The sequence below is a fragment of the Herbaspirillum lusitanum genome (assembly GCF_026127345.1).
Classification (GTDB): Bacteria; Pseudomonadota; Gammaproteobacteria; order Burkholderiales; family Burkholderiaceae_D; genus Herbaspirillum; species Herbaspirillum lusitanum.
In genome coordinates this window covers 232,483-257,584 of sequence record NZ_QXFG01000018.1, presented here as the reverse complement: position 1 = coordinate 257,584, position 25,102 = coordinate 232,483, and the positions used below count along the sequence as shown (strand labels likewise).

The 25,102-nt window shown below is 64.0% G+C and carries 20 protein-coding genes; 10 read left to right on the top strand and 10 right to left on the bottom strand.

Annotated elements, in window-relative coordinates; all coding sequences use genetic code 11:
- The first annotated feature begins 7 nt into the window (after window positions 1-7).
- On the top strand, window positions 8-1,150 hold the full coding sequence (locus tag DXT88_RS23045; protein ID WP_265216191.1) for a PepSY-associated TM helix domain-containing protein: 1,143 nt from the start codon (window positions 8-10) through the stop codon (window positions 1,148-1,150).
- A gap of 171 nt (window positions 1,151-1,321) precedes the next feature.
- A complete protein-coding gene (locus tag DXT88_RS23040) occupies window positions 1,322-2,212 on the top strand; it encodes an EamA family transporter (protein WP_456152239.1) in 891 nt (296 codons plus the stop codon).
- Window positions 2,213-2,259: 47 nt separating this feature from the next.
- On the opposite strand, the gene DXT88_RS23035 is transcribed toward DXT88_RS23040, so the two are convergent.
- Both DXT88_RS23035 and DXT88_RS23030 read right to left on the bottom strand, forming a co-directional pair.
- Window positions 2,260-3,867 carry an EAL domain-containing protein gene (locus tag DXT88_RS23035; protein ID WP_265216189.1) on the bottom strand — a complete coding sequence of 536 codons (1,608 nt, stop codon included), beginning with the start codon at window positions 3,865-3,867 and terminating at the stop codon, window positions 2,260-2,262.
- A 224-nt stretch (window positions 3,868-4,091) separates the two neighbouring features.
- Complete coding sequence (locus DXT88_RS23030; protein ID WP_265216188.1) at window positions 4,092-5,042, bottom strand: DMT family transporter; 951 nt, start codon at window positions 5,040-5,042, stop codon at window positions 4,092-4,094.
- Window positions 5,043-5,189: 147 nt separating this feature from the next.
- On the opposite strand from DXT88_RS23030, the gene DXT88_RS23025 reads away from it, so the two are divergent.
- The gene (locus tag DXT88_RS23025; RefSeq protein ID WP_265216187.1) at window positions 5,190-6,095 is read left to right on the top strand and encodes a LysR family transcriptional regulator; all 906 of its coding nucleotides are present in this window, start codon (window positions 5,190-5,192) and stop codon (window positions 6,093-6,095) included.
- Window positions 6,096-6,112: 17 nt separating this feature from the next.
- On the opposite strand, the gene DXT88_RS23020 is transcribed toward DXT88_RS23025, so the two are convergent.
- The 4 genes from DXT88_RS23020 to DXT88_RS23005 all read right to left on the bottom strand — a co-directional run bounded on the left by DXT88_RS23020 (window position 6,113) and on the right by DXT88_RS23005 (window position 10,443).
- On the bottom strand, window positions 6,113-6,511 hold the full coding sequence (locus DXT88_RS23020; protein ID WP_265216186.1) for an OsmC family protein: 399 nt from the start codon (window positions 6,509-6,511) through the stop codon (window positions 6,113-6,115).
- A gap of 65 nt (window positions 6,512-6,576) precedes the next feature.
- Window positions 6,577-8,838, bottom strand: coding sequence for a xanthine dehydrogenase family protein molybdopterin-binding subunit (locus DXT88_RS23015; protein WP_265216185.1), 2,262 nt, complete (start codon window positions 8,836-8,838; stop codon window positions 6,577-6,579).
- On the bottom strand, window positions 8,835-9,854 hold the full coding sequence (locus DXT88_RS23010) for an FAD binding domain-containing protein (RefSeq protein WP_265216184.1): 1,020 nt from the start codon (window positions 9,852-9,854) through the stop codon (window positions 8,835-8,837). The genes DXT88_RS23015 and DXT88_RS23010 overlap by 4 nt, the downstream gene beginning before the upstream one ends.
- Before the next feature lie 28 nt (window positions 9,855-9,882).
- Window positions 9,883-10,443, bottom strand: coding sequence for a (2Fe-2S)-binding protein (locus DXT88_RS23005; protein WP_407649395.1), 561 nt, complete (start codon window positions 10,441-10,443; stop codon window positions 9,883-9,885).
- 426 nt (window positions 10,444-10,869) lie between these two features.
- On the opposite strand from DXT88_RS23005, the gene DXT88_RS23000 reads away from it, so the two are divergent.
- Complete coding sequence (locus tag DXT88_RS23000) at window positions 10,870-11,058, top strand: hypothetical protein (protein ID WP_265216183.1); 189 nt, start codon at window positions 10,870-10,872, stop codon at window positions 11,056-11,058.
- A gap of 7 nt (window positions 11,059-11,065) precedes the next feature.
- On the opposite strand, the gene DXT88_RS22995 is transcribed toward DXT88_RS23000, so the two are convergent.
- Entirely contained in the window at window positions 11,066-11,662 is a 597-nt protein-coding gene (locus tag DXT88_RS22995; RefSeq protein WP_016836130.1) for an NADPH-dependent F420 reductase, read from the bottom strand.
- A 124-nt stretch (window positions 11,663-11,786) separates the two neighbouring features.
- Here DXT88_RS22995 and DXT88_RS22990 point away from each other — a divergent pair, with 124 nt between their 5' ends.
- The 3 genes from DXT88_RS22990 to DXT88_RS22980 all read left to right on the top strand — a co-directional run bounded on the left by DXT88_RS22990 (window position 11,787) and on the right by DXT88_RS22980 (window position 17,993).
- Window positions 11,787-12,722 carry a LysR family transcriptional regulator gene (locus DXT88_RS22990; protein WP_265216181.1) on the top strand — a complete coding sequence of 312 codons (936 nt, stop codon included), beginning with the start codon at window positions 11,787-11,789 and terminating at the stop codon, window positions 12,720-12,722.
- Window positions 12,723-12,966: 244 nt separating this feature from the next.
- Window positions 12,967-16,614 carry a response regulator gene (locus DXT88_RS22985; RefSeq protein WP_265216180.1) on the top strand — a complete coding sequence of 1,216 codons (3,648 nt, stop codon included), beginning with the start codon at window positions 12,967-12,969 and terminating at the stop codon, window positions 16,612-16,614.
- Between the two features lie 161 nt (window positions 16,615-16,775).
- Complete coding sequence (locus DXT88_RS22980) at window positions 16,776-17,993, top strand: serine hydrolase domain-containing protein (protein WP_265216179.1); 1,218 nt, start codon at window positions 16,776-16,778, stop codon at window positions 17,991-17,993.
- Window positions 17,994-18,000: 7 nt separating this feature from the next.
- Here the strand turns inward: DXT88_RS22980 and DXT88_RS22975 are convergent, their stop codons facing one another.
- The gene (locus DXT88_RS22975; protein WP_265216178.1) at window positions 18,001-18,642 is read right to left on the bottom strand and encodes an HD domain-containing protein; all 642 of its coding nucleotides are present in this window, start codon (window positions 18,640-18,642) and stop codon (window positions 18,001-18,003) included.
- A 568-nt stretch (window positions 18,643-19,210) separates the two neighbouring features.
- On the opposite strand from DXT88_RS22975, the gene DXT88_RS22970 reads away from it, so the two are divergent.
- Window positions 19,211-21,445, top strand: a complete 2,235-nt coding sequence (locus tag DXT88_RS22970) for an NADP-dependent isocitrate dehydrogenase (RefSeq protein WP_265216177.1) — start codon at window positions 19,211-19,213, stop codon at window positions 21,443-21,445.
- Between the two features lie 187 nt (window positions 21,446-21,632).
- On the opposite strand, the gene DXT88_RS22965 is transcribed toward DXT88_RS22970, so the two are convergent.
- Window positions 21,633-22,055 (bottom strand): DUF4148 domain-containing protein, encoded by a 423-nt coding sequence (locus tag DXT88_RS22965; protein WP_265216176.1) that lies wholly within the window; start codon window positions 22,053-22,055, stop codon window positions 21,633-21,635.
- A 267-nt stretch (window positions 22,056-22,322) separates the two neighbouring features.
- Here DXT88_RS22965 and DXT88_RS22960 point away from each other — a divergent pair, with 267 nt between their 5' ends.
- The gene (locus DXT88_RS22960; protein WP_265216175.1) at window positions 22,323-22,991 is read left to right on the top strand and encodes a hypothetical protein; all 669 of its coding nucleotides are present in this window, start codon (window positions 22,323-22,325) and stop codon (window positions 22,989-22,991) included.
- A 5-nt stretch (window positions 22,992-22,996) separates the two neighbouring features.
- Window positions 22,997-24,037 carry an Lnb N-terminal periplasmic domain-containing protein gene (locus tag DXT88_RS22955; RefSeq protein ID WP_265216218.1) on the top strand — a complete coding sequence of 347 codons (1,041 nt, stop codon included), beginning with the start codon at window positions 22,997-22,999 and terminating at the stop codon, window positions 24,035-24,037.
- Here DXT88_RS22955 and DXT88_RS22950 read toward each other — a convergent pair whose 3' ends face one another.
- Window positions 24,038-25,012 carry a LysR family transcriptional regulator gene (locus tag DXT88_RS22950; protein WP_265216174.1) on the bottom strand — a complete coding sequence of 325 codons (975 nt, stop codon included), beginning with the start codon at window positions 25,010-25,012 and terminating at the stop codon, window positions 24,038-24,040. It abuts the gene before it with no gap.
- Window positions 25,013-25,102: the final 90 nt, after the last annotated feature.

The following is a 25,102-nucleotide window of genomic DNA, read 5'->3' as shown; positions in this document are numbered from 1 at the left end:
CGCTGAGGTGGGCGGCATTCCGATGACGACCTGGTATCGCGTGCACAAGTGGACCAGCCTGGTCAGCACGGTGTTCCTGCTGTTGCTGTGCCTGACCGGGCTGCCGCTGATTTTCGGCGACGAGATCGACGCCGTCTTCGATCCCGAGGTGGCGATTTCGGCGGTCGCAGCGGGTACGCCCGACGCCAGCCTCGACCGCATCATCGCGGCCGCGCATGCACGCTATCCGGGCCAGCACTTGCGCTTCATGGTATGGGACAAGGAAGAGCCGCGCCGGCTGTCGCTGAACATGGCGGCGAGCGCCGACGCCACAGCGGCGCAAGGCCATGTGCTGATCTACGACACCCGCACGGCGGCGCTGCTCAGCGAGACGCCGGCGCTGCACGGCTTCATGCACGTGATGCTGCAGCTGCACCAGAATCTCTTCATCGGCCTGACGGGCGATTTACTGCTGGGCGTGGTGGGTTTGCTATTCCTGGCGGCGCTGGTGTCGGGCGTGGTGCTGTACGGGCCGTACATGCGCAAGCTGGATTTCGGTGCAGTACGGTTCGCGCGCGGCAGACGCTTGCGCTGGCTCGACCTGCACAACCTGATCGGCGTCGCCGTGCTGGCATGGATGTGCGCGGTCGGACTCACCGGTTTCATCAATACCTTGTCCAAGCCCTTGTTCGGTTTGTGGAGCGCGCAAGAGATGCCGCGCTTATTGGCGCAGGCGGCACAAGCGGCGAAAGACCCGAAAGAACCGCAGTGCTCAAGCACGCTGTCGGTCGACGCTATTGTTGCTGCTGCGCGCCGCGCCTTGCCCGACAAGCGCATCAGCAGCGTGGTGTTTCCCGGCGCGCGCTTCGGCAGCGCGCAGCATTACACCTTATGGACGGTGGGGAACACGCCGCTGACCTCGCGCATGTTCACGCCGATCCTGCTCGACGCCTGCAGCGGCAGGATCGTCTCGACCTCGACGCTGCCGTGGTACCTCAAGGCGCTGGAGCTGTCGCGGCCGCTGCATTTCGGCGACTACGGCGGCCTGCCGCTGAAGATCATCTGGGCGCTGCTCGACCTGCTCGCCATCGCGGTTCTGGTCAGCGGCATCTACCTCTGGATCGCGCGCAACTATCCCGGCATGTTGCGCCCGGCCGACGAAAAATCCTGAGCCGTCGCGCGCATGGCGGATTCGGTCCGCCGCTTGTCCGGCGAAGGCCATGACGGCATCGGCCGCGATGCCGTGATGGCGATCCTTATCGCCGCCAAGCGATAAAATGTCCGGCTGTCACCGCTCATCAAAGCTCAACTCACAGGTCATCAAGCCATGCTCGCTCAACCCATGCGTCCCGCCCACGTCGCGCTCGTCCTGCTGGTCATCCTGGTCTGGGGCGTCAACTTCGCCATCATCAAGGTCGGCCTGAACGGCGTGCCGCCGCTGTTGCTGGGGACCTTGCGCTTCCTGCTGGCGGCGTTCCCGGCGCTGCTGTTCGTGCGCCCGCCGAAGCTGCCGCTGCGTCTTTACCTGGCGTTCGGACTGACCATGTCGGTCGGCCAGTTCGCCTTCCTGTTCAGCGCCATTCACGTCGGCATGCCCTCTGGACTGGCTTCGCTGGTGCTGCAGTCGCAGTCCTTTTTCACCTTGTTGCTGACGGTGCTCTGGCTGCGCGAAAAATGGCAGGCCAACCAGCTGGCCGGCCTCGCGCTGGCCGCTGCCGGGCTGATATTGATCGGCAGCGCGCACGGCGCGAACATGCCGCTCAACGGTTTCCTGCTGACGATTGCAGCGGCGGCCATGTGGGCATGCGGCAATATCGTCAGCCGGGCGGTCGGCCGCCACGGCCCGATCAACCAGGTGGCGTTCGTGGTGTGGGCCAGCCTGGTGCCGCCGCTGCCGCTGTTGCTGCTGTCGTGGCTGATCGAAGGACCGGCCGCCATCGGCTCGGCGCTGCAGCATTTCAGCCTGCAATCGTTTGCCGCGGTGGCCTACATCGCCTGGGCCTCGACATTGTTCGGCTACGCGGTGTGGAATTTCCTGATGTCGCGCTACGCCGTCAACCGCATCGCGCCGTTCACGCTGCTGGTGCCGCTGGTCGGCCTGACTACCGGCTGGCTGGCTTTCGGCGAAGCGCTGCAGGCGGTGCACCTGATCGGCGGCGCCTTGCTGATGGTGGGGCTGATCGTGAACCTGTTCGGAGCGCCGTTGCTGGCGAAGCTCAGATTGAAAACCTGAATTTCAGAGGGGAAAATCGACGGCGTGAATAAAAATTCCGCCGCTGATCACGCGCGGGCAGATGGAGCAACCCGGTCATTCTGCGCCGCCTGCGCCATCACCTCCTGCGCACTTCGGTTCTGCCGGTGATAGGCGATGAAAGCCGTCGCCGGCATCGGCATCGCATACAGCCAGCCCTGCGCGTAATCGACTTTTTGCCGGCGCAGGTAGTCGGCCTGGGCCTCGGTCTCCACGCCTTCGGCAATGATCTTGAGGAATAGCGTGCGCGCCATGCCGATGATGTGTGGCGTGACGCTGCTAATGGCGGAGTCGGTGCCGATGGTGTCGATGAAGGATTTGTCGATCTTGAGCGCGTCCAGCGGCAGGCTCTGCAGGTGCGACAGGCTGGAATAGCCGGTGCCGAAATCGTCGATCACCACGGCGTGGCCGAGCGCGCGGGCATTGCCCAGCGTGAGGCGCGCCGGCAGCACGTTGATGAAGCCGCGTTCGGTGGCTTCCAGCCAGATCTGCTGCGCTTCGACGCCGCTGCGCGCAAGCGCGTGCTGCAGCACGTCGATGACGCGGCCGCTGCGGATGTCGTCGGCGCCGATGTTGATGGCGATGTGCACGCTGCGGTCGTTGATCAACAATTCGCCGAGATCTTCCATGACCTCGTCGATGACCTGGTCGGTGATCGCCATGATCAGGCCGCTGTCTTCGGCCAGCGGAATGAACAGGTCGGGCTGCACCAGGCTGCCGTCCGGACGCAGCCAGCGCACCAGCGCCTCGGCGCCGACGCAGTTGCCGCCGGCCAGCTCGATGATGGGTTGGTAGTGGACGATGAATTCGCGTTTCTTCACGGCGATTTCCAGTTCTCCCAGCGGCGACAGCCGCCGCCGCAGGCTCCACATCACCAGGCCGACCATCAGCACGCTGAGCAGCACGCCAATGGGCACCAGCCGCAGTTCTTCTTCACGCATGCGTTCAAACAGGAAGCTGCGCGGCTCCATCGCCACCGCGACCATGTTGTCGCCGCGCGCGACCGCGATCAGGCGTTCGTCGTCGATGCCGTTGGCCGGATTGGCGACCACGCGGCGCACCACATCAGGGTCAGGCGCATTGAGGTCGCCCAGGATGTGACCGCTGCCGGTGGCGACGGCCAGGCGCATGCCGGGGTCGAGGATCACGTCGGAGAACCGTGACGGCACGGTCAGTACGTTGTGCGAGCGGTATTGCAGCGCCATCATGGCGTTGCCCTGCGTGATCAGCGGCTGCATGCGCAGCGTGACTTCGAGGCCGTCTTCGGTGACGAAGTCGGCCGGCGTCTGTTCGACGCGCTCGTTCACCAGGCCCCAGGAAGTGCATTTGAGCAGGCCGTTTTCGAAGTAGCCGATTTCGTCGACCGTGCGCGTGTTGACGGTGAGGCGGCGCATGCGAGCGATGTGGTCGGACGAGCAGGGCAGCAGGTTGAGCGGTTCGACCGCGTAGAGCGCGGAGCGGATCTCGCGCAACGAGATATTGGCGCGCTGTATGGCGCGCCGGGCGAACAGTTCGAGGCGGGCCTGCTCCTCGTTGACGGCGCGGGTCCAGGCCAGATACATCATGCTGCCCAGCGGGGCGGCGATGGAAACGATGACGAGCACGGTGGCGATGACGATGGCGCGAGAGCGGTCCAAGATGGGCTCCTTCCATGGACGTGACGGGGACGAATGATCCCTGCTGTCTGCCAGTGTAGGCACAAACCACGGAGGTTGTCTGTTTGGCAATGCCGCGTGTTGCTAAACAACCGACTGCGAGGAAAGCCGGGATGATCAGGGCCGCGCCAGGCCGTCGTCCTCGTCATCCCCGATGTGCACGCCCGCGCAGGCCGATCGGTCTTCTTCCCGACCTCTGCTTGAGGTCAGCGCGCGCTGCGCTGGCCCCAGATGACTCCCGCCAGCACCAGCGCACCGGCCAGCGCATGATAGGCGTGCAGCTGTTCGCCCAGCAGCGCCCATGCCGCCAGCGCCACCAGCAACGGCAGCAGGTTGGCGAACAAGGCGCTGCGCGGTGCGCCCAGATGCTTGATGGCGTTCATCCACAGGAACGGTGCGCCGATCGACGCCAGCAGGCCGGCATACAACACCATCGGCAGGTTCTGCGCGGTCAGCGGCGAAGCCGGCGCCGCCAGCCAGAACGGCAACAGGATCAGGCTGCCGAACATGGCCTGTACATACAGCTGCGTCCACGTCGTCAACGGCAGCGACCAGCGTTTCAGCAACACGCCGTAGAGCGCATTGGAGGCCACCGCGATCAGCATCAGCGCGTCGCCGGTGTGCAGGCCGCCGCTGAACAGTTTGCCCGGCGCGCCATGCGTGCTCAGCACGATCAGACCCAGCAGCGACACCAGGCCGCCTGCGATGCGCGCCGTCGACAGCCGCTCGCCCGACAGCATGCTGCTCAGGCATGCCGAAATCAGCGGCATCAGCGCCACCGTCACGCCCATGTTGACGGCCGAGGTGCTGTGCGCCGCCTCATACGCCAGTCCCTGGTACATGGCCATGCCCAGCGCGCCGAGCAGCAGCAGGCGCGCCCAGTTCCAGTCGGCGGCAATCGCCGCGCGCTGCCGCCATGCTGCGCGGCCGAGGAAGGGCGTCATCACCAGCACTGCCAGCACCCAGCGATAGAAAGCGATGGCGGCCGGCTCGATCGCCGTCGACGCGGCCTTGGTGACGATGGTGTTGCCGGACCAGATGCAGACGGCCAGCAAGGGCAGCAGGTAGAACTTGCCGCCGCTCTTTGCAAGTGCGCCGGATGCGGCAGCAGAGGTGTTTTGCGCAGGCGCGGCCAGCGCGGAAGTACGATTCGGCATGATGGCTCCTTGAAGTGTTGCACCATCGTGCGCGTTTTCCATGCATGCATAAAGTGATATTGTTGCAGTTCATCAGTGCAACCGATGCAGCAATAACCCGGCGCCATTCAGTCCGGCATCATTCACTTTTTACGGGAGCAATTCCTCATGCGCGTTCTCGACTTCAACATGGTGCTCGACCTGGAAGCCTTGCTGCGCGAAGGCAGCGTGGTCGGCGCGGCCAAGCGACTGCATTTAAGCGCGCCGGCCATGAGCCGCCGCCTGGCCAACCTGCGCAATGCCGTCGGCGACCCCTTGTTCGTCCCGGCCGGACGCGGCCTGGTGCCGACCCAGCGCGCGCTGGAATTGCGCGACAAGGTGGATGCCCTGGCGCAGGAAATGCGCAAGGTCTTCATGACCGATCAGGTCGATCTGTCGACGGTGGAACGCACGATGGTATTGCGCACCAATGACGGCTTTGCCGGCGCCTGGGCGGCCAGACTGGCACAACGCGTGGCGCAGGAAGCGCCCGGCATTTCACTGCGATTCTTACCGCGCGCCGACAAGCACGTGGCCGGCCTGCGCGACGGCCTCATCGATCTGGAAGTGGGTGCTTTGCATGAAGGTGACGACACCTCGGAAGAGCTGCACACGCAGCTGTTGTTCCGCACGCCGTTCGTCGGCGTGGTGCGCGCCGATCATCCGCTGGCGCGCAAGAAAATCAGTCTCGCCAACTTCACCGCCTGGCCGCACATCTCGGCCTCGCGCCACGGCCACAACAGCGGTCCGATTGACGATGCGCTGGAAGCGCGCGGACTGCAACGCAAGGTCCGGCTGGTGGCGCCGGGATTTCAATCGGCGATGGTGATGGCGGCGTCGTCCGACATGGTCGCCGCTGCGCCGGAACTGTTCGCGCGCTGGGCCATGCAGCATCTGCGGCTGCATATTTTTCGCCTGCCGCTGGCGACGCCGGAAGTGGAAGTGTCGCAAAGCTGGCATCCGCGCCGCCACGCCGACCCGGTGCATAAATGGCTGCGCGGGTTGGTGCGGGAGTTGTGCAGCGATGGCGCCTGATCGCCTGGGCGGATGGTTCAGGCCAGCGTGGTGGTGACTTCCGTCCTGACGCTGGTCATGAGTTTCTGCACCGGGCATTTCTCGGCCACGGCCAGCAATTCCTGACGCTGCGCTTCGCTGAGATCGCCGCTCAGGCTGATGGATGCGGACAGGCGATAGACGCCCTGGCGTTCTTCGCTGTTGTCGCGGTCGATGCTGATCCGGATGTCTTCCACCGGGATGTTCTTGCGCTTGGCGTACCACACCAGCGTCAGCGCCTTGCAGGCGCCGAGCGCGGCGTCGTACAGGTCATGCGGATTGGGACCGGCATCGACGCCGCCTTCTTCCACCGCGCCATCGACCGAAATCACGTGGTTGCGCACGTGGACGATGTGGCGCATGGCGAGCGACTGGTCGCGCTTGATCTGGATGGACATGGACGTTCCTTGCAATGAATTGGGAACGCACAATGTAGCGCAAATTTACTGCGGCGACTTCAGGCTTACGCGCGATAGCGGAACGGCGCCTTCAACAGATCCTCGATCTTCACCGGCAAATCGCGCACGCGCACGCCGGTGGCGTGATACACCGCCGCCGTCACGGCCGGGGCCAGGCCGGCGATGCCGATCTCGCCGATGCCGCGCGCGCCGAGTTCGTCGAGCGCCTTGTCCGGATAGTCGAGGAACACCACGTCCATGTCGGGCGAATCGGCATTGGTCGCCATCACGTAATCGGCGAGGTTATTATTCACCGGCTTGCCGTTGCGCTGGTCGTAGCGGGTTTCTTCAAACAGCGCCATGCCCAGCCCCATCACCACCGCGCCCTCGATCTGGTTGCGCCCGGTGCGCGGATTGATGATGCGGCCGGCGTCGATCACCGTCACCACGCGGCTCACGCGCAGGCGCGCGATGTCCGGTTGCCAGCGCACCTCGACGAAATGCGCGCCGTAGGAGTGGATGGAAATCTTGTCGGCGCCCGGATCGCTGCTGCTGGCGCCGGATTTGCCCTTGCCTTCGACGCCGCTCAATTGCGCCGCGCGCAACACCTCGGCAAACGCCACGCCGCTTTGCGGCGACTGACTGCGGCGGTGGATGCGGCCGCCTGAGAAGCTCAGTTCTTCTGCACGGGTTCCGCGCAAGGGCGAAGACGGATGCTCCGCCGCCACCGCGACCGCCTGCTGCATGGCTGCGCGTGCGGCCTGCAGCACGGCCGGCACCATCGACGCAGTGGCCATTGAACCGCCCGACATCGGTCCCGGCGGCAGCTTGGTGTCGCCGATCGCAACGATGATGTTGGACATCGGAATGCCGGTGGTTTCGGCCACCATCTGCGACACCACGGTATAGGTGCCGGTGCCGAGGTCCTGCACAGCCGACGATACGCGCGCGTTGCCGTCGCTGCCCAGCGTCACCGACGCTTCCGCGCCGACCCGCTTGGCCATCCATGAGCATGCCGCCATGCCCCAGCCGAGGATTTCGCCGTCTTGCTGCATGCTGCCCACGGCCGGATTGCGGCGCTCCCAGCCGAAACGCTCGGCGCCGGTCTGTAAAGCTTCGCGCAGATGGCGGGAAGAAAACGGCGCGTTGATGCTCTGGTCGGCGGCCGGTTCGTTGAGCAGGCGCAGTTGCACCGGATCGATGTTGAGCGCAATCGCCAGCTCGTCCATTGCCGACTCGGTGGCGAACAGGCCGGGCACCGCTCCCGGGCCGCGCATCGAAGTGTTCGGTGCGATGTGGCGTTTGACCGGTGCGCCGGTGACGCGCAGGTTGTCGGTGCCGTACAGATAGGCGGTGGCTTCGCCGCAATGTTCGACGCTGGCGTCGACCTGCGCCACTTGGAACAAATAGTCCTGCTGCAGCGAGGTCAGCTTGCCGCCCGCCGTGGCCGACAGGCGCACGCGTTGCTGGGTATTGGCGCGGTGGCCGACGTTGTGAAACATCATGTCGCGCGACACCACCAGCTTGACCGGGCGGCGCAGGTTGCGCGCCGCCTGCGCCGCCAGCAGGCTGTGTCCCCACGGCCACAGTTTGCCGCCGAAACCGGAGCCCAGGTATTCGGTGATGATGCGCATGTTTTCCGGCGGCACGCCCAGCATCTGGCTCATCACGCCGCGATGGTTGACGATGGCCTGCGAGGTTTCGTACAGCGTGAACGATTGCGCCAGGCTGTCGTACAACGCCACCGAGGCATGCAGTTCGATGGGATTGTGCGTCTCCACCGGCGTGGTGTAGGTCTGGTCGATGCGCACCGCAGCGTTGGCAAATGCCGCATCGGGACTGCCGCGCTCGCTGTCGACTTTGGGTTTGCCCTCGGCGGCAAGCTCCTTGCGCACGTCATGCGCTTCCTTGCGATAGTCGACGCGCACCGCCGCTGCGGCGGCAGTCGCCTGCTCGAAGGTATCGGCCAGCACCAGCGCAACGTACTGACCGTAATAGCGCACCGTCGCGTCTTCCAACGGCGGACGCTTCTCGTCGGTCTTGACGCCGGAGGACGGATTGATGCGGAAGAAGCGGCCGATGTTTTCATGTGTATAAATCATGCGCACGCCGGGCATCCTGGCCGCCGTCGCGGTGTCGATGGCGCGGATGTCGCCGTGTGCGATGGTGGCGCATACCGGCACCGCGATCAGCATGTCGGGATAGCGACGATCGGAGGTATAGCGCGCGCGGCCGGTGACCTTGAGCGGACCGTCGATGCGCGGCAGCGCTGCGCCGACGCCGGTCTGAAGCGAGGGGTTCCGGGGCTGGACGGGAGATGGCATCATGCGCTCCTTTTATTGGCGTCCGGGGCAGCGGCGGTGCGCAAGGCTTGCACCAGGCAGCGCTGGATCAGATCGACCTTGAAGACGTTGTCGCGCAACGGACGCGCATCGCGCACGGCTTCTGCTGCGGCGCGGGCAAATACGTCGACCGTCGGCGCGGCATCCTGCAACACCGCTTCGGCTTCGAAAGAACGCCACGGTTTGGCGCCGACGCCGCCGAGCGCGACGCGCGCCCGCGAAATGCGACCGCCGTCCACGCTCAGTTGCACCGCCGCCGAGGCCAATGCGAATTCATACGAAGCGCGATCGCGCAGCTTGAGATAAGTCGATCCGGCGTTGGCAAGCGGCGGCCGCAGCGCGACATGCGTCACCAGTTCGCCCGGCGCCAGCACGGTCTCGCGCTGCGGCGTGCTGCCCGGCAGCAGATGGAATTCATTGATCGGAACGATGCGCGCACCGTTTGCGCCCTGCACGTGAATGATCGCCTCCAAAGCCGCCAGCGCGACGTTCATGTCGGACGGATTGGACGCGATGCATTGCTCGCTGGTGCCGAGGATCGCCAGGTTGCGGTGGAAGCCCTCCTGCGCCGCGCAGCCGCTGCCGGGCTGGCGCTTGTTACAGGCCGTGGCGGTGTCGCGGAAGTAGACGCAGCGCGTGCGTTGCAGCAGGTTGCCGCCGGTGGTGGCCATATTGCGCAGCTGCGCCGACGCGCCCGACAACAGCGCCTGGCTGAGCATCGGATAACGCTGCACGATCAATGGATGATTGGCGAGGTCGCTGTTGCGCACCAGTGCGCCGATTTTGAGGCCGCCGTCGGCGGTCTGTTCGATCTGGTTCAGCGGCAGGCGATTGATGTCGATGACTTGTTGCGGCTGCTCGACGTCCAGCTTCATGAGATCGACCAGCGTGGTGCCGCCGGCCAGGAAGCGGATCGGCTGCGGCGTTGTTTCCAGCGCGGCCGCGGCAAGGCGCACGGCCTCGTCGGGACTTTGTGCGCGCAGCATCTGGAAGGTGTGCATGGCGACTCCTGGAGGATATGGCGAGTGATCAGCCGGCGTCGCGCACCTGACGGATGGCGGCGACGATGTTGGAATAGGCGCCGCAGCGGCAGATGTTGCCGCTCATGGCTTCCTTGACGTCGGCATCGGCGCGCCCGCACGGCTCGGTCAGCAGCGCCGCCGCCGACATGATCTGGCCCGCCGTGCAATACCCGCATTGCAAACCGTCATGGGCGACGAAGGCGGCCTGCAATGGATGCAGACGATCCGGCGTGCCGAGTCCTTCGATGGTGGTCACGCTGTCGCCCTCGTGCATCGCCACCAGGCTCAGGCAGGAATTCACGCGACGGCCGTTGACATGCACCGTACAAGCGCCGCACTGGCCGTGGTCGCAGCCTTTCTTGGTGCCGGTGAGCTGGAGATTTTCGCGCAGGTAGTCGAGCAGGCTGGTGCGCACGTCGACTGTGGCTTCCTGGGTAATGTCGTTGACGGTCAGGCGCACCGTCACCATTGAGTCGTCCACCGTGCCGCCTGGTGCGGACGCTGCGACCGGGGCCGCCGGCGCGGTTGCCGGCAAGGCGCCCAGCGCGCCGCTGGAACCGGCCCACATCAGGAAGGACCGGCGCGTCAGATGCGGGACGCCGTTCGGGCTCGCAGGCGGATTTGCGTTTTCGACAACGGTTGGGGAGGAGTGAGGTGCGTTGTCGTGGGTATCGCTCCGGCGGTCGATGCCGGGGAAGTCTTCTTGCTCTTGCTGGTTTTCTCTCATGATGGTCTCATCGAAAATTGGCTGGAAGCAGAGGATTGGGCCGCGCGCCGACAACGAAAGTTCAATAAAGAGCCGAGGAAAGAACAGCGGAAAATCGCCACCGGAAAACGATTCCTCAGATCGCAACGATCAAGGAGTTTTCCGACGGCAGGATGGCAGGTTGTCTGACTGCAAGGCGTCCGAAAAGGACGTCTACTAATTAGTTATCGTGAGGATGGATTAATGGGCGCGCAAATCCGACAATGGGCAAGGTCAAGAGCGTGTGAGGTGGTCGAAACCACGCCCGCCTTGCCGGAAATCCCCTACGTTGCGCTTTACCGCGGTGAACGCAAGAGCAACTTCATCTCATCGATCCTGATGTTGGCGCAGGAATGCTGCGAGTTCTCGGACCTGTTCCAGATCGAGGATGAGGCGGCCGGCATCGGCCACGTGCATGCAGGTGCGTCGCCCTTTTGACCGGACATTAACCAAACTTCACCAGGTTCAGCGCCGGCAACGGACCGCCGGGGAATTGCGCTGCCCGGCCTTCGTTTACGCCGCCCAGATCGATGGACGCAAAGCCCAGGCGCGTGATCAGATCGCTGACCGTCTTCTTGGCGTCGGCATCGTCGCCCGACAGGAACAGCACGCGGCGACCGCCTTCGGCTTGCGGATCGCCGGCGAGCACGGCGGCCAGCAAATGATTGAATGACTTGACCACGCGCGCACCGGGTGCAAATTCCGCCACCACTTCGCTGGAAGCGCGGCCGCCCAGGTCAACCGCCTTGAACGTGGCGCCGTCGATGGCGTTGTTGGCGTCGATCAGAATGCGCTTGTTCCATGGACCGGCGTCCTTGAGCGCATCGGGGATGCGGCTCCAGTTCACGGCGACGAAGACCAGGTCGGCTTGCGCCGCTTCCCTGACGCTGACTGCTTTGATATGCGGACCGAGTTCGTCGGTCAACGCCTGCAGTGATTGCGGGCCGCGGCTGTTGGCGATGGACGCGGCGATGCCGTTGCGGGCGAGTTGGCGGGCGATGGCTGTGCCGATGGCGCCGGCGCCGATGATGGCGATGTTCATGATGTTTCCTTTCAAGAGGGTTGAAAAACAAGATTTGCCGAGTTCCACTCTAGGCTTTTCATTCCTCTATCGTTAGTCATGATCGGATAGAATCACTTTCAAGTAATACTTGAAAGTGAAAGTCATGGAAACCCTCGCCAACCTTGAGTCATTCGTCCGCAGCGCCGAGACCGGCAGCTTCTCTTCGGCGGCGCGACGGCTGGCGTTGACGCCGGCGGCGGTGAGCCGCAACGTCGCGCAGCTGGAGCGCAACCTCGGCGTGCGATTGTTTCAGCGCAGCACGCGCGGACTGACGCTGAGCGAAGCCGGCGAGCGTTTCCTGCAGTCGGTGCAGGACGGGCTGGACAGCATCCAGGGCGCGATTGCCGACATCACCGTCAATGCCGGGCAACCGGCCGGCGTGCTCAAACTGAACACATCGCAGGCGTTCGGCGTGGAATATGTGCTGCCGCTGATGCCGGCTTTTCTTGAGCGCTATCCGGCGGTGACGCCCGACTGGTCGCTGGACAACCGTCCCCAGGATCTGATTGCCGGCGGTTTCGATGCGGCCATCGGCGGCGGCTTTGACTTGCCGCTCGGCATGGTGGCGCGTGAACTGGCGCGGTTGCAGATCGTCGCGGTGGCCTCGCCGTCCTTCATGCGCGGCAAGCGCAGGCCCAGGGATCCGGCCGGATTGGGAGCGTTTCCCTGCGTCGCCATGCGCTCGCCGTCAACCAGTCGCGTGCGCACTTTGATCATGCGCAATGGCGCGGGCGCCGAAATGGCCGCCGTACAAAATCCGGTGATCGTGCTCGACGATCCGAGCGCCATGTGCCATGCCGTCCTGCTGGGCATGGGTATCGGCCTGATGGCGGTGCCGCACGCCTTGCCGCATCTGGAGAGCGGCACACTGGTGCAGTTGCTGCCGGGCTGGTACTGTGATGTGGGTCCGCTTTCGCTCTATTTCGCCAGTCAGAAACTGCTGCCGGGCAAGACGCGCGTCTTTGTCGACTTCATCACCACGTCCTTCCGCGAGCACGAACTGGCGCATCGTTTCTCCGCCGCAAATTTACCCAAATGAGTACCCAAATGAGCGCCAAAACGAGTCGCCGGACAAGTTGCCGGAAATCAAGCCGGCTCCGACGGGATTGAATTCGATACGAGGCGTAACTCCCCGGCAACGGGGACGCGTAACTCACCTTGCACGCCAAATTGCCACCTCGAAAGTTCATGGGGCATAATGGCCTTCACACCGGAGCAGAACAAGAACACGGGCGGCGCCATCGCCGTCGGATTCCGGGCCAGTGTTTCCATCAGGAGAATGCATGCGCAGAACGAAGGGAAACCAGCATTACTTTCTGGCGCAATTTCTGCCCCTCGCGGCGCTGGTGCTGGTGGCCGCCGGTTTCCTTCATTACAACCGCATCGGCGCCGAAATGCGGCGGCTGCAACTGGAGCAGCGCGAACGCGTCTCGCTCGGCGTCGCCTCGCTGACCAACGACCTCGACGCACCGCTGCGTCATCTCAGCATCCTCACCGGCGAAGCGCCGGTCGCGCATGCCATCAACGATCCCAATAAGGCCAACCTGGCGCAGATGGCGCAGAATTTTTCCACGCTGATGCTGCGCAATCCCTACTACGACCAGGTGCGCTGGATCGACCAGGACGGCATCGAGAAAGTGCGCGTCAACATGACCAGCAGGGGGCCCGTGCCGGCGTCTGCACCGACGCTGCAAAACAAGAAGGACCGGCCGTATTTCACCGATACGATGGCCTTGCAGCGCGGCGAGATGCTGGTGTCGCCGATGGATCTGAACGTCGAGAACGGCAGGATTGAAGTGCCGCACAAGCCCACAGTGCGGCTCGCCATGGCGGTCGCTTCCGCAGACGGCAAGCCGGGCGGCATCATCATCATCAACGTGCTGATGGCGCCGCTGCTGGATCGCTTTTCCAACCAGGTGGAGCGCGGCGCCAATCGCGCCATGCTGCTCAACGGCGACGGCTACTGGCTGTACAGCACCAATTCGGCTGATGAGTGGGCCTTCATGTTCAAGCGCGAAGAGACCCTCGCCAAGCGCCATCCCAACGTGTGGAAAGCCATCGCCGCGCAGGCCTCCGGCACCATGTCCGAGCAGGGCATCTGGTCATGGCAGCGCGTCGCCCTCGACGCCAGCACCGGCCGTTACGGCCTGCACCAGCAATCGCCCTGGACCGTCGTGCTCTACCTGCCCGAGAAACGCGTGCAGGTCGACAACTACAGCATCCTGTTGCGGCTATGCTTGTTTGTCGGCCTGATTCTGCTGGCGCTGGCCATGCTGAGCTGGCAACTGGCAAGCAACCGCCACCGCCGCGAGGCTGCCGTGCACGACCGCCTCAAGGCTGAAGCCGAACTGAGCGCCAGCGAAAAACGCGTAGCCGACTTGCTGCAGCATCAGGAAACCCGTTCCATTCTGTCCTCGATCGTCGCGTCGTCGGAAGACGCCATCATCGGCACCGGTCTCGACGATGTCATCAACAGCTGGAACCCGGCGGCCGAAAAACTGTTCGGCTACCTGTCGCGTGAAGTGCTCAACCAGTCGGCCTACATCCTGGTGCCGCCGGAGCGCAACAGCGAGGCGCGCCACATCACCGACCAGATCATGGAAGGCAAGACCGTCGCCAATTTCGAAACCGTGCGCTGGCACAAGGACGGCCGCCTGCTCGACATTTCAGTAACGGTCTCGCCCATCCTCGACGGCGACAAGAAGATCGCCGGCATCTCCTACATTGCGCGCGACATCACCAACCACAAGCGCCTGGAGAAAGAACTGAACCAGTACCGCCAGCATCTCGAAGGCCTGGTCGAACAGCAGACCCGCACGCTGCGCGACACCAACAGCAACCTCGAACTGGCCCTGACCAAGTCGGAGTCGGCCACGCGCGCCAAGAGCAGCTTCCTGTCCAACATGAGCCACGAGATCCGCACACCGATGAACGCCGTGCTCGGGCTGACCTACCTGCTTGAAAAAACCGTACTGCAATCCGACCAGCGCGACCTGGTGCGCAAAATCATCGTCGCCGGCCATTCGCTGCTGGGCATCATCAACGACATCCTCGACGTGTCCAAGATCGAGGCCGGCCGGCTGGAGGTCGAGCACGTGCCGTTCCGCCTCAGCACGGTGCTGGAAAATGTCGTCAACGTCACCGCGCCCGGCATCGGCGACAAGGACGTCGAACTGGTGGTCGGCTTCAACGACGTCGGCGTCGAATATTTGTACGGCGACGCGCTGCGGCTGGAACAGATCCTCACCAATCTCACCAGCAACGCCATCAAGTTCACCGCGCACGGCGAGATCAGCATCCATGTCGCCGTCGTCAGCGAAATCGGCGACAGGGTGATGCTGCGCTTCGCCGTCACCGACAGCGGCATCGGCATTCCGCCGGAACGCCAGCAGGACATCTTCCAGGCTTTCACGCAGGAAGACACCTCGACCACGCGCCGCTACGGCGGCACCGGCCTCGGCCTGACCATCTGCCGCCATCTGGTGCAATTGATGAACGGCGAGATCGGCGTCGCCAGCGAGCCGGGCCAGGGCAGCCAGTTCTGGTTCATGCTGCCGTTCCAGGCGCTGCCGCCGGCTGCCGCCCAGTTGCCGGCGGACGGTCCGCTGTGCGTGCTGGTGGCCGACGACAACGCCACCGCGCGCGCCATGCTGTCGGACACCATCAAGTCGATGGGCTGGCAGGTCGACGTGGTGGAGTCGGGCCAGGATGCAGTTTCCAAAACCATGACGCGGCTGCGCCACAATCTTTACTACGACATCTACCTGCTCGACTGGAAGATGCCCGGCATGGACGGGCTGGCGGCGGCCAGGGCGATTCGCGAAGCATCATCGCCGCAAGGACAGCCGCCCATCGTGATCATGGTCACGGCGTATGCGCGCGACGAAGTGGTCAATGCGCCCGACGCCGAACTGGTCGATGCCGTGATCACCAAACCGGTGACGCCATCGACCTTGTACAACACCATCATCCACGTGCGCCAGCATCGCAGCGAAGCCAAGGTCCGCGACGGCAACGAAGCGGCGCCGCAAGCGCCCGCCGGGCGCGACGACCGCATCACCGGCGTGCGCGTGCTGGTGGTCGACGACAGCGAGATCAACCGCGAAGTCGCCAAGCGCATCCTCGAAGCCGACGGCGCCGAAGTGTTCGCCGCCGCCGACGGCCAGGAGGCGGTCGACTGGCTGCGCGAACGTCCGCAGGGCGTCGACCTGGTGTTGATGGACATCCAGATGCCGGTCATGGATGGCTACACTGCTACGCATGAAATCCGCGACACCTTGGGACTGCGCGAGCTGCCGGTGATCGCGCTGACCGCAGGCGCCTTCAAGGCGCAGCAGGAAGCGGCGATGGCGGCCGGCATGAACGGTTTCCTGTCCAAGCCTTACAACGTCGAGCAGATCATCTCGGTGGTGCGCCAGCATATCGCGCATCTGTCGGCGGATGAACTGGAACGACGCCGCAAAGCACCGGCAGAGTATGCGTCGACGACGGTCACGACCGTGTTCCCGAGCGCCGCCGTCGGCATGGCAAGCACAGGATCGGTGGGATCAGCGGGATCAGCGGGCACGGCCAGCTTGCCGGCGCAGGATATGTCCGGCATCGACGTCGCCGTCGGCCTGGAAGCCTGGGGCAGCGCAGACATCTATCGCAAGTTCCTCGGCAAATTCGCCGAGCAATACGGCAAGACCGGCAGCGAGATCCTGGCGCATATCCACGCCGGCGAACTGGCGCAGGCCAAAACCCTGGCCCACAAGCTGCGCGGCAGCGCCGGCACGCTGGCGGTGATCGACGTACAGCGCCTGGCCGGCGAACTGGAAGGGCTGCTGTCGGGCGCGGCGTCGGCTTCCGACTGTACGGTCAAGGCAGCGGAGCTGGACGCCGCCCTGACAAATGCGCGACGCGCCATCGCGAATTACACGAACGCCGCCTGACGTCGTTTTTTGCGGAATTGCTGGCCGGGGTTGCCGCCGTCGCGCGCATCCACGAGGTTTTCCTTCTGCGTTGCGTCGGGCGGCATCGCCTGAGTTGACGGGTACCGGGCAAGTACAATAATGAGTTCAACAAAACAAGCGCTATCCCGCTCCATAAGCCGATGAATCGCACCACCCGCACCATCCGTACCACCGGCGTCACCAGAACCACCCGCATCATCGGCGCCGCCCTGGTCCTGATCGCCTTGTCCTACGCCGCCACCGGCGTGGCGCGCTTGCCGTCGCCGCCGGCGTTGATCGGGCTGGCGCTGGACTGGCAGCCGCCGTCGCGCAGTTGGGAATATTTCGACGGCGCGCCGGTGGCGGCCGCCGCGGTGCCGGCCGTGTTCGAGGAACGCAAGATCGCGCTGGCGCCGGAAGTGGCGTGGCGCGACGGCGGGCGTATCGGCTTTGCCGACTTCCTCCGCGAGACTCACACCAATGCCATGCTGGTGGTGCAGCACGGCCGCCTGGTCTATGAGCACTATCCGCAGGGTGGGCAACGCGCCACGGTGTTCCCGTCGTATTCGGTTGCCAAGTCGATGCTGTCGGACCTGGTTGGCGTGGCGCTGGCCGAGGGCAAGATTGCGGCGCTGTCCGATCCGGTGCGCAAGTACCTGCCGGATTTGCCGGAGAAATTTGCGGCGGTCACCGTCGACGACCTGCTCAACATGCATTCCGGCATCCGCGTCGAAGAGAAGTACGACAGTGCGTTTTCACAGATCGCCTTCATGTACATCACCACCGACCTGAATCGTTTCATGCGCGGGCTGGACAAAACCGCATTTACGCCGGGGCAGGGTTTCGCCTACCGCAGCGTCGATTACCTGCTGCTCGGCATGGTGCTGTCGGCGGCTACCGGCGAGCCGCTCACGCGCTACCTGGAGCGCAAGCTGTGGCAGCCGATGGGCGCGGCCTACGGCGCCGGCTGGAGCGTCGACAACAAGAAGCACAGCGTGGAAAAAAGCTTTTGCTGCGTCAATGCGCGCGCTGTCGATTTCGCCCGCTACGGCTTGCTGCATTTGCGCCAGGGCCGTGCCGGCAATGTCCAGGTGTTGCCTGCGGCGTGGATGCAACGGCCGCCGGAAGTCGGCGCCGCCGATGCCGATTTCGCCTATGGCCGTGGCTGGTGGTTACCGCGCCAGCCCGCCGCCCGCGATGGCGGCAGTGCGCCGCGCGACTACACCGCGATCGGCATCCACGGCCAGTATGTTTACATCGATCCGGTCAGCGACACCGTCATCGTCAAGCTCAGCGACCATGGCAACGAGCAGGACGAGGCGCTGACGGTGGCGGCTTTCCGCAGCATCGTCGCGGCGCTGCCCGCGACTGCCGACTGAGGTCGACTCAGGCAACCCACGCCGAATTGCGGATCACGCTGCAGAAGTTGCCAGGGGTGAACGCCGGCTCCTTGTCGGCGATCACGTCGCCCTTGACGTTGCCGAAGGTGGTGGCGGGTTTGTGGCGGATGCCGTTGTAGAAAGTCTGGATGATGTCTTCCTTGAAATTGCCGCCGCGCGGGTGCGCCAGCACCACCGCTTCGCGTTCGGCATCGCTGTATTCCTCGTACTTCATGCCCAGCACATCCATCTCCACGCCGGCCGTTACCAGCGCCACCACCGGGTGCATGTGCTGCGGGATGCCGGGCGTGGTGTGCAGCGCGATGGCATTCCACACGGTGTCGATGTCGCCTTGCGCGATGCCGCGGCTGTCGAGGAAGTCGCGCGCGGCGTTGGCGCCGTCGACTTCGAAGCGCTCGCAGGCGCTGCTGTGCTTGTGGCTCAGGCCCATGTCGTGGAACATGCAGCCGCAGTACAGCAGTTCCGGGTCGAATCTGAGGCCGCGCCGGCGCCCGGCCAATGCGGCGAAATAGAACACGCGGCTGGAATGATGGAACAGCAGCGGCGACACGGTGTCGCGCACGGCTTCGGTAATTTCGCGGGCCAGCTTGCTGTCGGGAATGGCGACGTCGCCGATGTTGAGGGTCATGATGTATTCCGGTTGAAAAGTCGGGTTGAAAGGTCGGGTTGAATCGGGTGGGGCTTCGAAGATTCCATTCTGGGTGCTGCGCCGCGTCCGCTCAAGCCGGGCCTGGCGTGGATTGCTGCCAATCTGGCGTGCTATACGGACAAGGACGGCGGCGAGGTTTTTGGAGACGGCGGACTGGCTGGAAATAGCGGTGATTTGGCCGGATCTGGACGTCGGTGACGGCTTCGTTCGGATAATGCGGCCCTGAAGATGCATTCCGGCAAGTCCTGCTTCGAAGCCATCAGGCCCGGTCGTCACCGGTTTTCGGCGGTTTCGGGCTAAAATACCGGTTGTTTTTGTGTTGGTGCTCAGGCAGTGGCAGCAGGAACGGCCTCTGCTTCCTTACAGGTTCATGAAAGGAAGTACCAATACAATACGAAGTTGTTGCAACATCAATCCGACGCATTGCGCCGTCGGGCAGGCAAGCCAGGTACTACCCGTATCGTCCGCTTCGCCTTGTCCGGCCCCCTTGATGGTGCGGCAGCCTCCGAGACGGCTCATCAAACACCAACCCCGCAAGGACATCACCGTGACTACTGATAACTCCACCATCATCTATACGCTGACTGATGAGGCGCCGCTGCTGGCGACCTACTCTCTGCTGCCCATCATCAGGACGTTCACCGCGCCGGCCGGCGTCAACGTCGTTGAAAGCGATATCTCGGTGGCCACGCGGATTCTGGCCGAATTCCCGGACCGTCTGACGCCCGAACAACGCGTTCCCGACAACCTCGCCGCGCTGGGCAAGCTGACGCAAGATCCAAGCGCCAACATCATCAAGCTGCCGAACATCAGCGCCTCGGTGCCGCAGCTGCAAGCCGCGATCCGCGAACTGCAATCGCGCGGCTACGCGATCCCGGACCTGCCGGAAGATCCGAAGACCGACGAAGAAAAAGAAATCCTGAAGAGCTACTCCAAAGTGCTCGGCAGCGCCGTCAACCCGGTCCTGCGCGAAGGCAATTCCGACCGCCGCGCGCCGGCATCGATCAAGCGCTTCGCCCGCAAGCACCCGCACAGCATGGGCGAGTGGAGCATGGCATCGCGCTCGCACGTTGCGCACATGACCCACGGCGACTTCTACCACGGCGAAAAATCCATGACCATCGGCGCCGCACGCGACGTCAAGATGGAACTGATCGGCAAGAGCGGCAAGACCACGGTGTTGAAGGCAAAGGTCGCCCTGAAGGCCGGCGAAATCATCGACAGCATGTTCATGAGCAAGAAGGCGCTGTGCGAGTTCTACGAAGAGCAGTTCGAAGACGCACGCAAGACCGGCGTCATGCTGTCGCTGCACGTCAAGGCGACCATGATGAAGGTCTCGCACCCGATCGTGTTCGGCCACGCCGTCAAGATTTTCTACAAGGAAGCATTTGCCAAGCACGGCAAGCTGTTCGATGAACTGGGCGTGAACGTCAACAACGGCCTGGTCAACCTGTACGAAAAAATCGAGACCCTGCCTTCCTCGAAGAAGGAAGAAATCATCCGTGACCTGCACGCCTGTCACGAACACCGTCCATCGCTGGCGATGGTCGACTCGGCCAAGGGCATTTCCAACCTGCATGCACCGAACGACGTGATCGTCGACGCCTCGATGCCGGCCATGATCCGCATCGGCGGCAAGATGTGGGACGCCAACGGCAAGCCGCAAGACACCAAGGCAGTGATTCCGGAAAGCACCTTCGCCCGCATCTACCAGGAAGTCATCAACTTCTGCAAAACCAACGGCAACTTCGATCCGACCACCATGGGCACCGTGCCCAACGTCGGCCTGATGGCGCAAAAGGCGGAAGAGTACGGCTCGCACGACAAGACATTTGAAATCGCCGAAGACGGCGTCGCCAACATCGTCGACCTGGCAACAGGCGAAGTCCTGCTGACGCAAAACGTCGAGCAAGGCGACATCTGGCGCATGTGCCAGGTCAAGGACGAGCCGATCCGCGACTGGGTCAAGCTGGCCGTCACCCGCGCCCGCAACTCCGGCATGCCGGCCGTGTTCTGGCTCGACCCGTACCGTCCGCACGAAGCCGAACTGATCAAGAAGGTCGAGACCTACCTGAAGGATCACGACACCAAGGGCCTGGACATCCAGATCATGTCGCAAGTGCGCGCCATGCGTTACACGCTGGAACGCGTGATCCGCGGTCTCGACACCATCTCGGTGACCGGCAACATCCTGCGCGACTACCTGACCGACCTGTTCCCGATCATGGAACTGGGCACCAGCGCCAAGATGCTGTCGATCGTGCCATTGATGGCCGGCGGCGGCATGTACGAAACCGGCGCAGGCGGTTCGGCGCCGAAGCACGTCAAGCAGTTGGTGGAAGAAAACCATCTGCGCTGGGATTCGCTGGGCGAGTTCCTGGCTCTGGCGGTGTCGCTGGAAGACATGGGCATCAAGACCGGCAACAAGAAGGCGCAAGTGCTGGGCAAGGCGCTCGACGATGCAACCGGCAAGCTGCTGGACAACAACAAGTCGCCATCGCCGAAGACCGGCGAGCTGGACAACCGCGGCAGCCATTTCTACCTGGCCATGTACTGGGCGCAGGAACTGGCAGCGCAAAAGGAAGACGCGGAACTGGCTGCCAAGTTTGCGCCGCTGGCCAAGACGCTGGCCGAGAACGAAGCCAAGATCACCGCCGAACTCAAGGCAGTGCAAGGCAATCCTGTCGACATCGGCGGCTATTTCATGGCCGATCCGAAGAAGGTCAGCGAAGTCATGCGTCCGAGCGCCACGCTCAATGCAGCGCTGGCTTCGGTGAAGTAAACCAGTTCGAAGCAAGCCTGAAATCAGCCCGAAGCAGGGCGGAAGCAAGGCGAAAAAAGCGGATCTGCGCAGTACGGCAGGTCCGCTTTTTCATTTTCGGCGCGCTATTCACGCCGCTGGCATCGCTTGCCGGTTTCGCATCCTGCGCAGCAAAGCCGGCGTTGCCACTAGTGATTACCGAAGGGCATCACGCGCCGGCGTACGTGGCGTCGTCATGCATGTTGTGCGCGTGCTGCAAGTCCTGGCGGACGTCCTGGCGACTCAGGTGCGACGATGCCGGCATGGCGACGGGATAGTTGTCGCCGTCCGCGATCTGGCCTTGCTGCTCGGCCTGGATCAGTTCCTGTTTGACTTCGGCGCGGCTGACGCTGGAAACAAATGGTTGCTCGGCCGGATAGGGGACTTCGGCGTAGGCGCCGGCAGCGGAAGTGAGGGCCAGGACGGCGAAGGCGAGGGATAATTTACGCATGGTGTGTTCTCCAAAAAAAGTCAGGCGACGACCGCAGCCAGCCATGCAGACCGCATGGCTGGAGAGGAAAGCTGAAGAGGGGCTGCGGTCATCGTGGAACACATTCTGCGCCGCGCTGTCGGACAGAAGCATGACGAACATATGACAATCCGGTCATGCGGGCGTCAGGTTTTTCTCAGCGTGTGTTCAGCTTGAAGATGCCGTCCGGCATCATGCGATCCGACGCAGCAGCCCGTGCGGCGTACGGTATCGGCGGCACCGCGGTGTACCATGGCCGCACCGTGTCGCCAGCCAAAAGTGTCAGCCTCGGAGGGCAGGCATCCAAAAAAGGGGGAGTCAACGATGATGGAATTGTTTTATCGGATCAAGCGATCTCATAGTGCTCAGTGCGCATATAGGACTGCCCTGATGCTGGCGGCAGTCATCGCCGTTTCCTCTCTGCCGCACGCCGCGCACGCGGCCGAACCGAGCTGCGATTGCCAGCAGAGCACCGGCACGTGTTCGGCCTCGATTGCGGTCAAGCCGGTGGAGGCGACCACTCTCGGTTCGTATGCGTCCCAACTGCGTTTCACTTCTTCCGCACCGGCTTGCTCGAAGGTCAACTATCACGTCGACGGCACGCCGTATTTCAACGTGCTGGTCAACGGCAATACCGGCGCCGACACCATCTGGGGCCAGAAGCAGATCAGCCGCGCCAACATCACCGAGATCAGTTGCCAGGTATGCAAGCAAGTCGCCATGACACCGGCGCCGGTCGAAAAGAAACCCGAGAACATCGAACTCAAGCCGACGCTGTTTGACGGCCAGTGGGCCGGCGCAGGCAACAACTCCTTCGGCTCGGCGCAACGCTGGACCTTGAGCTTCGCCACCACTGCAGCCGGCAAGGCCGCCATCACCGGCACCATGGAAGGCAACTTTCCGACCGTACCGATCAGCGCCAGCGGCACCGTCAGCGGCGGCACGCTGAGCTGGCTCGACCAGCAGACCACCTGCTCGGCCAAGCTGCTGACCGACGTCTCGCTGGCTTTCGAATGCCACGGGCAGGGCTCGGTGCAGATGGTGATGCGGCGGCAGTGAATCGCATGAACGGCAAGGGCGGCCGCGTCCGCGCATTTTTCTTCATCGCGCTGTGTCTCTTGCTCAGCGTGTCGACCACGCTGGCCGGCGTGTGGGCCGGCTTTGCCCTGTGGTATCAGTTGCAGGCGCCGGCGCAGATCCGTACCGTCGCGGTCGCGGTGCTTGCGCTGGCGGTGCTGGCGGCGTTGCACGGCCTGTGGCGCCGACGCTGGCGGCCGCTGCTCGGGTTTGCCGTGCTGTGCGCCGGCATGCTGGGCTGGTGGAGCACGCTCAAGCCCTCGCATGACCGCGTCTGGGCCGACGACGTTGCGCGTCTTTTGCATGTCGACATCGACGGCAACCACGCGCGCCTGACCAACGTGCGCAACTTCGACTGGCGCAGCGAGACCGACTACACCGTGCGCTGGGAAACCCGCGACTACGATCTCGACCATCTGGTCACGGCCGACCTGGTGCTGTCGTACTGGATGGGGCCGGCGATTGCGCACACGCTGGTGTCGTTCGGTTTCGACGACGGCCGCTACCTGACGTTTTCGGTGGAGATCCGCAAGGAAAAAGGCGAGAGTTTTTCGGCGCTGGGCGGTTTCTTCCGCAAGTTCGAGACCGTGCTGGTGGCCAGCGACGAGCGCGACATCGTGCGCGTGCGCAGCAATGTACGCGGTGAAGACGTGTATTTGTATCGCCTGCAGGTGGCGCCGGCCACCTTGCGCAAGCTGTTTGTCGGCTATGCCGGCGAAGCGGCCAGGCTCGAACGCGAACCGGCCTTCTACAACACCCTGACCAGCAATTGCACGACCATCGTGTTCGACCTGGCGCGCGCGATCAATCCGCAATTGCCGTTCGATTATCGCCTGCTGGCTTCGGGTTACCTGGCGGAATATGCATACGACGTCGGCGGCCTGACGCCGGGATTCGACTACGCCGCGCTGCATGCGCGCGGGCGTATTACCGAACGTGCGCTGGCGGCGGGGAATGACGCGCGCTTTTCGGAATTGATCCGCGTTGGCATTCCCGGTATTCCCGGCACTCCGGCGCCGGCAAAGTAATCACTGCGCCGGCCAGCGTGCCGCGCTGCCCACCGCCGCCGGCATCGCCTCGCGCATGGTGTCGATGAAGTAGCGCAGCCGCGCCGGATAGAAGCGTGCATACGGATAGATGATCGACACCGGCAGCGGCGCTGCTTCCCACCCGGGCAAGAGCGGCACCAGCCGGCCTTGTTCCATGTGTTCCGCCAGCAGCCAGGCCGAACCGAGCATCAGGCCGACGCCTTCCACCGCCGCATTGGTCAGCGCATACAAACTGTCGGAGCTGAGGCGCGGCTGGAAAGCGACCTCGGCGACTTCGCCGGTGGCGGTATTTTTCAGCGTGACGTCGCGCCGATAGAACTGCGGGATCGCCAGCCACGGCATCGCCGCCAGGTCGCGTGGATGGGTCGGGGTCGGATACTGCGCCAGCAAGGCCGGCGCGATCGCCATCATGCGCGGCACTTCGGCCAGGCGGATCGCCACCACGGCAGGGTCGCTGACTTCGCCGACCTGGATCGCGCAGTCGATGCCGTGCGCGATGAAGTCGGCGACGCGGTCGTACAGCAGCCATTCCACCGTGATCGCGGGATGACGCCGCATGAACTCGGCCAGCGGCGCGATCAGCTGCCGTTGTCCGAAGGCGTTCGGCACCACCACGCGCAGCGAGCCCCCGGCCTCGACGCCGGCGCCGCGCACATCGAACTGGAAGGATTCCCAGCCGGCCAGCAGGTCAAGCGCGCGCTCGTAGCAACGCTCGCCGTCTTCGGTCAGCTTCATCGCATGGGTGGAACGTTGCAACAGGCGTACGCCCAGCGAGCGCTCCAGCAACTGCAGGCGGCGGCTGATGGTCGGTTGCGTGGTGCCGAGCTGGCTGGCAGCGGCCGACAGACTGCCGGCCTGGACGATGCGCACGAAGGTCTGGATCAGCTCGATGCGGTCTGCGGCGCTGGAAGAAGGCGGAAGGGCGGCGGGAGCCGAGATGGTCGCTTTGCTCATACGTACAGCGTATAACAATTCTGCGCACCATGCCACTACCGCAGCGCAGCAATGGCGCGCAAACTCCACCCCGTCAAACATTAAAAGGGG

Excerpts from the sequence above, each read along its gene's own strand:
- DXT88_RS23040 (WP_456152239.1), top strand. The coding sequence starts at position 1,322 with ATGCGTCCCGCCCACGTCGCGCTCGTCCTGCTGGTCATCCTGGTCTGG.
- DXT88_RS23030 (WP_265216188.1), bottom strand. The coding sequence starts at position 5,042 with ATGCCGAATCGTACTTCCGCGCTGGCCGCGCCTGCGCAAAACACCTCT.
- DXT88_RS23025 (WP_265216187.1), top strand. The coding sequence starts at position 5,190 with ATGCGCGTTCTCGACTTCAACATGGTGCTCGACCTGGAAGCCTTGCTG.
- DXT88_RS23020 (WP_265216186.1), bottom strand. The coding sequence starts at position 6,511 with ATGTCCATCCAGATCAAGCGCGACCAGTCGCTCGCCATGCGCCACATC.
- DXT88_RS23015 (WP_265216185.1), bottom strand. The coding sequence starts at position 8,838 with ATGATGCCATCTCCCGTCCAGCCCCGGAACCCCTCGCTTCAGACCGGC.
- DXT88_RS23010 (WP_265216184.1), bottom strand. The coding sequence starts at position 9,854 with ATGCACACCTTCCAGATGCTGCGCGCACAAAGTCCCGACGAGGCCGTG.
- DXT88_RS23005 (WP_407649395.1), bottom strand. The coding sequence starts at position 10,443 with ATGTGGGCCGGTTCCAGCGGCGCGCTGGGCGCCTTGCCGGCAACCGCG.
- DXT88_RS22995 (WP_016836130.1), bottom strand. The coding sequence starts at position 11,662 with ATGAACATCGCCATCATCGGCGCCGGCGCCATCGGCACAGCCATCGCC.
- DXT88_RS22990 (WP_265216181.1), top strand. The coding sequence starts at position 11,787 with ATGGAAACCCTCGCCAACCTTGAGTCATTCGTCCGCAGCGCCGAGACC.
- DXT88_RS22985 (WP_265216180.1), top strand. The coding sequence starts at position 12,967 with ATGCGCAGAACGAAGGGAAACCAGCATTACTTTCTGGCGCAATTTCTG.
- DXT88_RS22980 (WP_265216179.1), top strand. The coding sequence starts at position 16,776 with ATGAATCGCACCACCCGCACCATCCGTACCACCGGCGTCACCAGAACC.
- DXT88_RS22975 (WP_265216178.1), bottom strand. The coding sequence starts at position 18,642 with ATGACCCTCAACATCGGCGACGTCGCCATTCCCGACAGCAAGCTGGCC.
- DXT88_RS22965 (WP_265216176.1), bottom strand. The coding sequence starts at position 22,055 with ATGTTCGTCATGCTTCTGTCCGACAGCGCGGCGCAGAATGTGTTCCAC.
- DXT88_RS22960 (WP_265216175.1), top strand. The coding sequence starts at position 22,323 with ATGCTGGCGGCAGTCATCGCCGTTTCCTCTCTGCCGCACGCCGCGCAC.
- DXT88_RS22955 (WP_265216218.1), top strand. The coding sequence starts at position 22,997 with ATGAACGGCAAGGGCGGCCGCGTCCGCGCATTTTTCTTCATCGCGCTG.
- DXT88_RS22950 (WP_265216174.1), bottom strand. The coding sequence starts at position 25,012 with ATGAGCAAAGCGACCATCTCGGCTCCCGCCGCCCTTCCGCCTTCTTCC.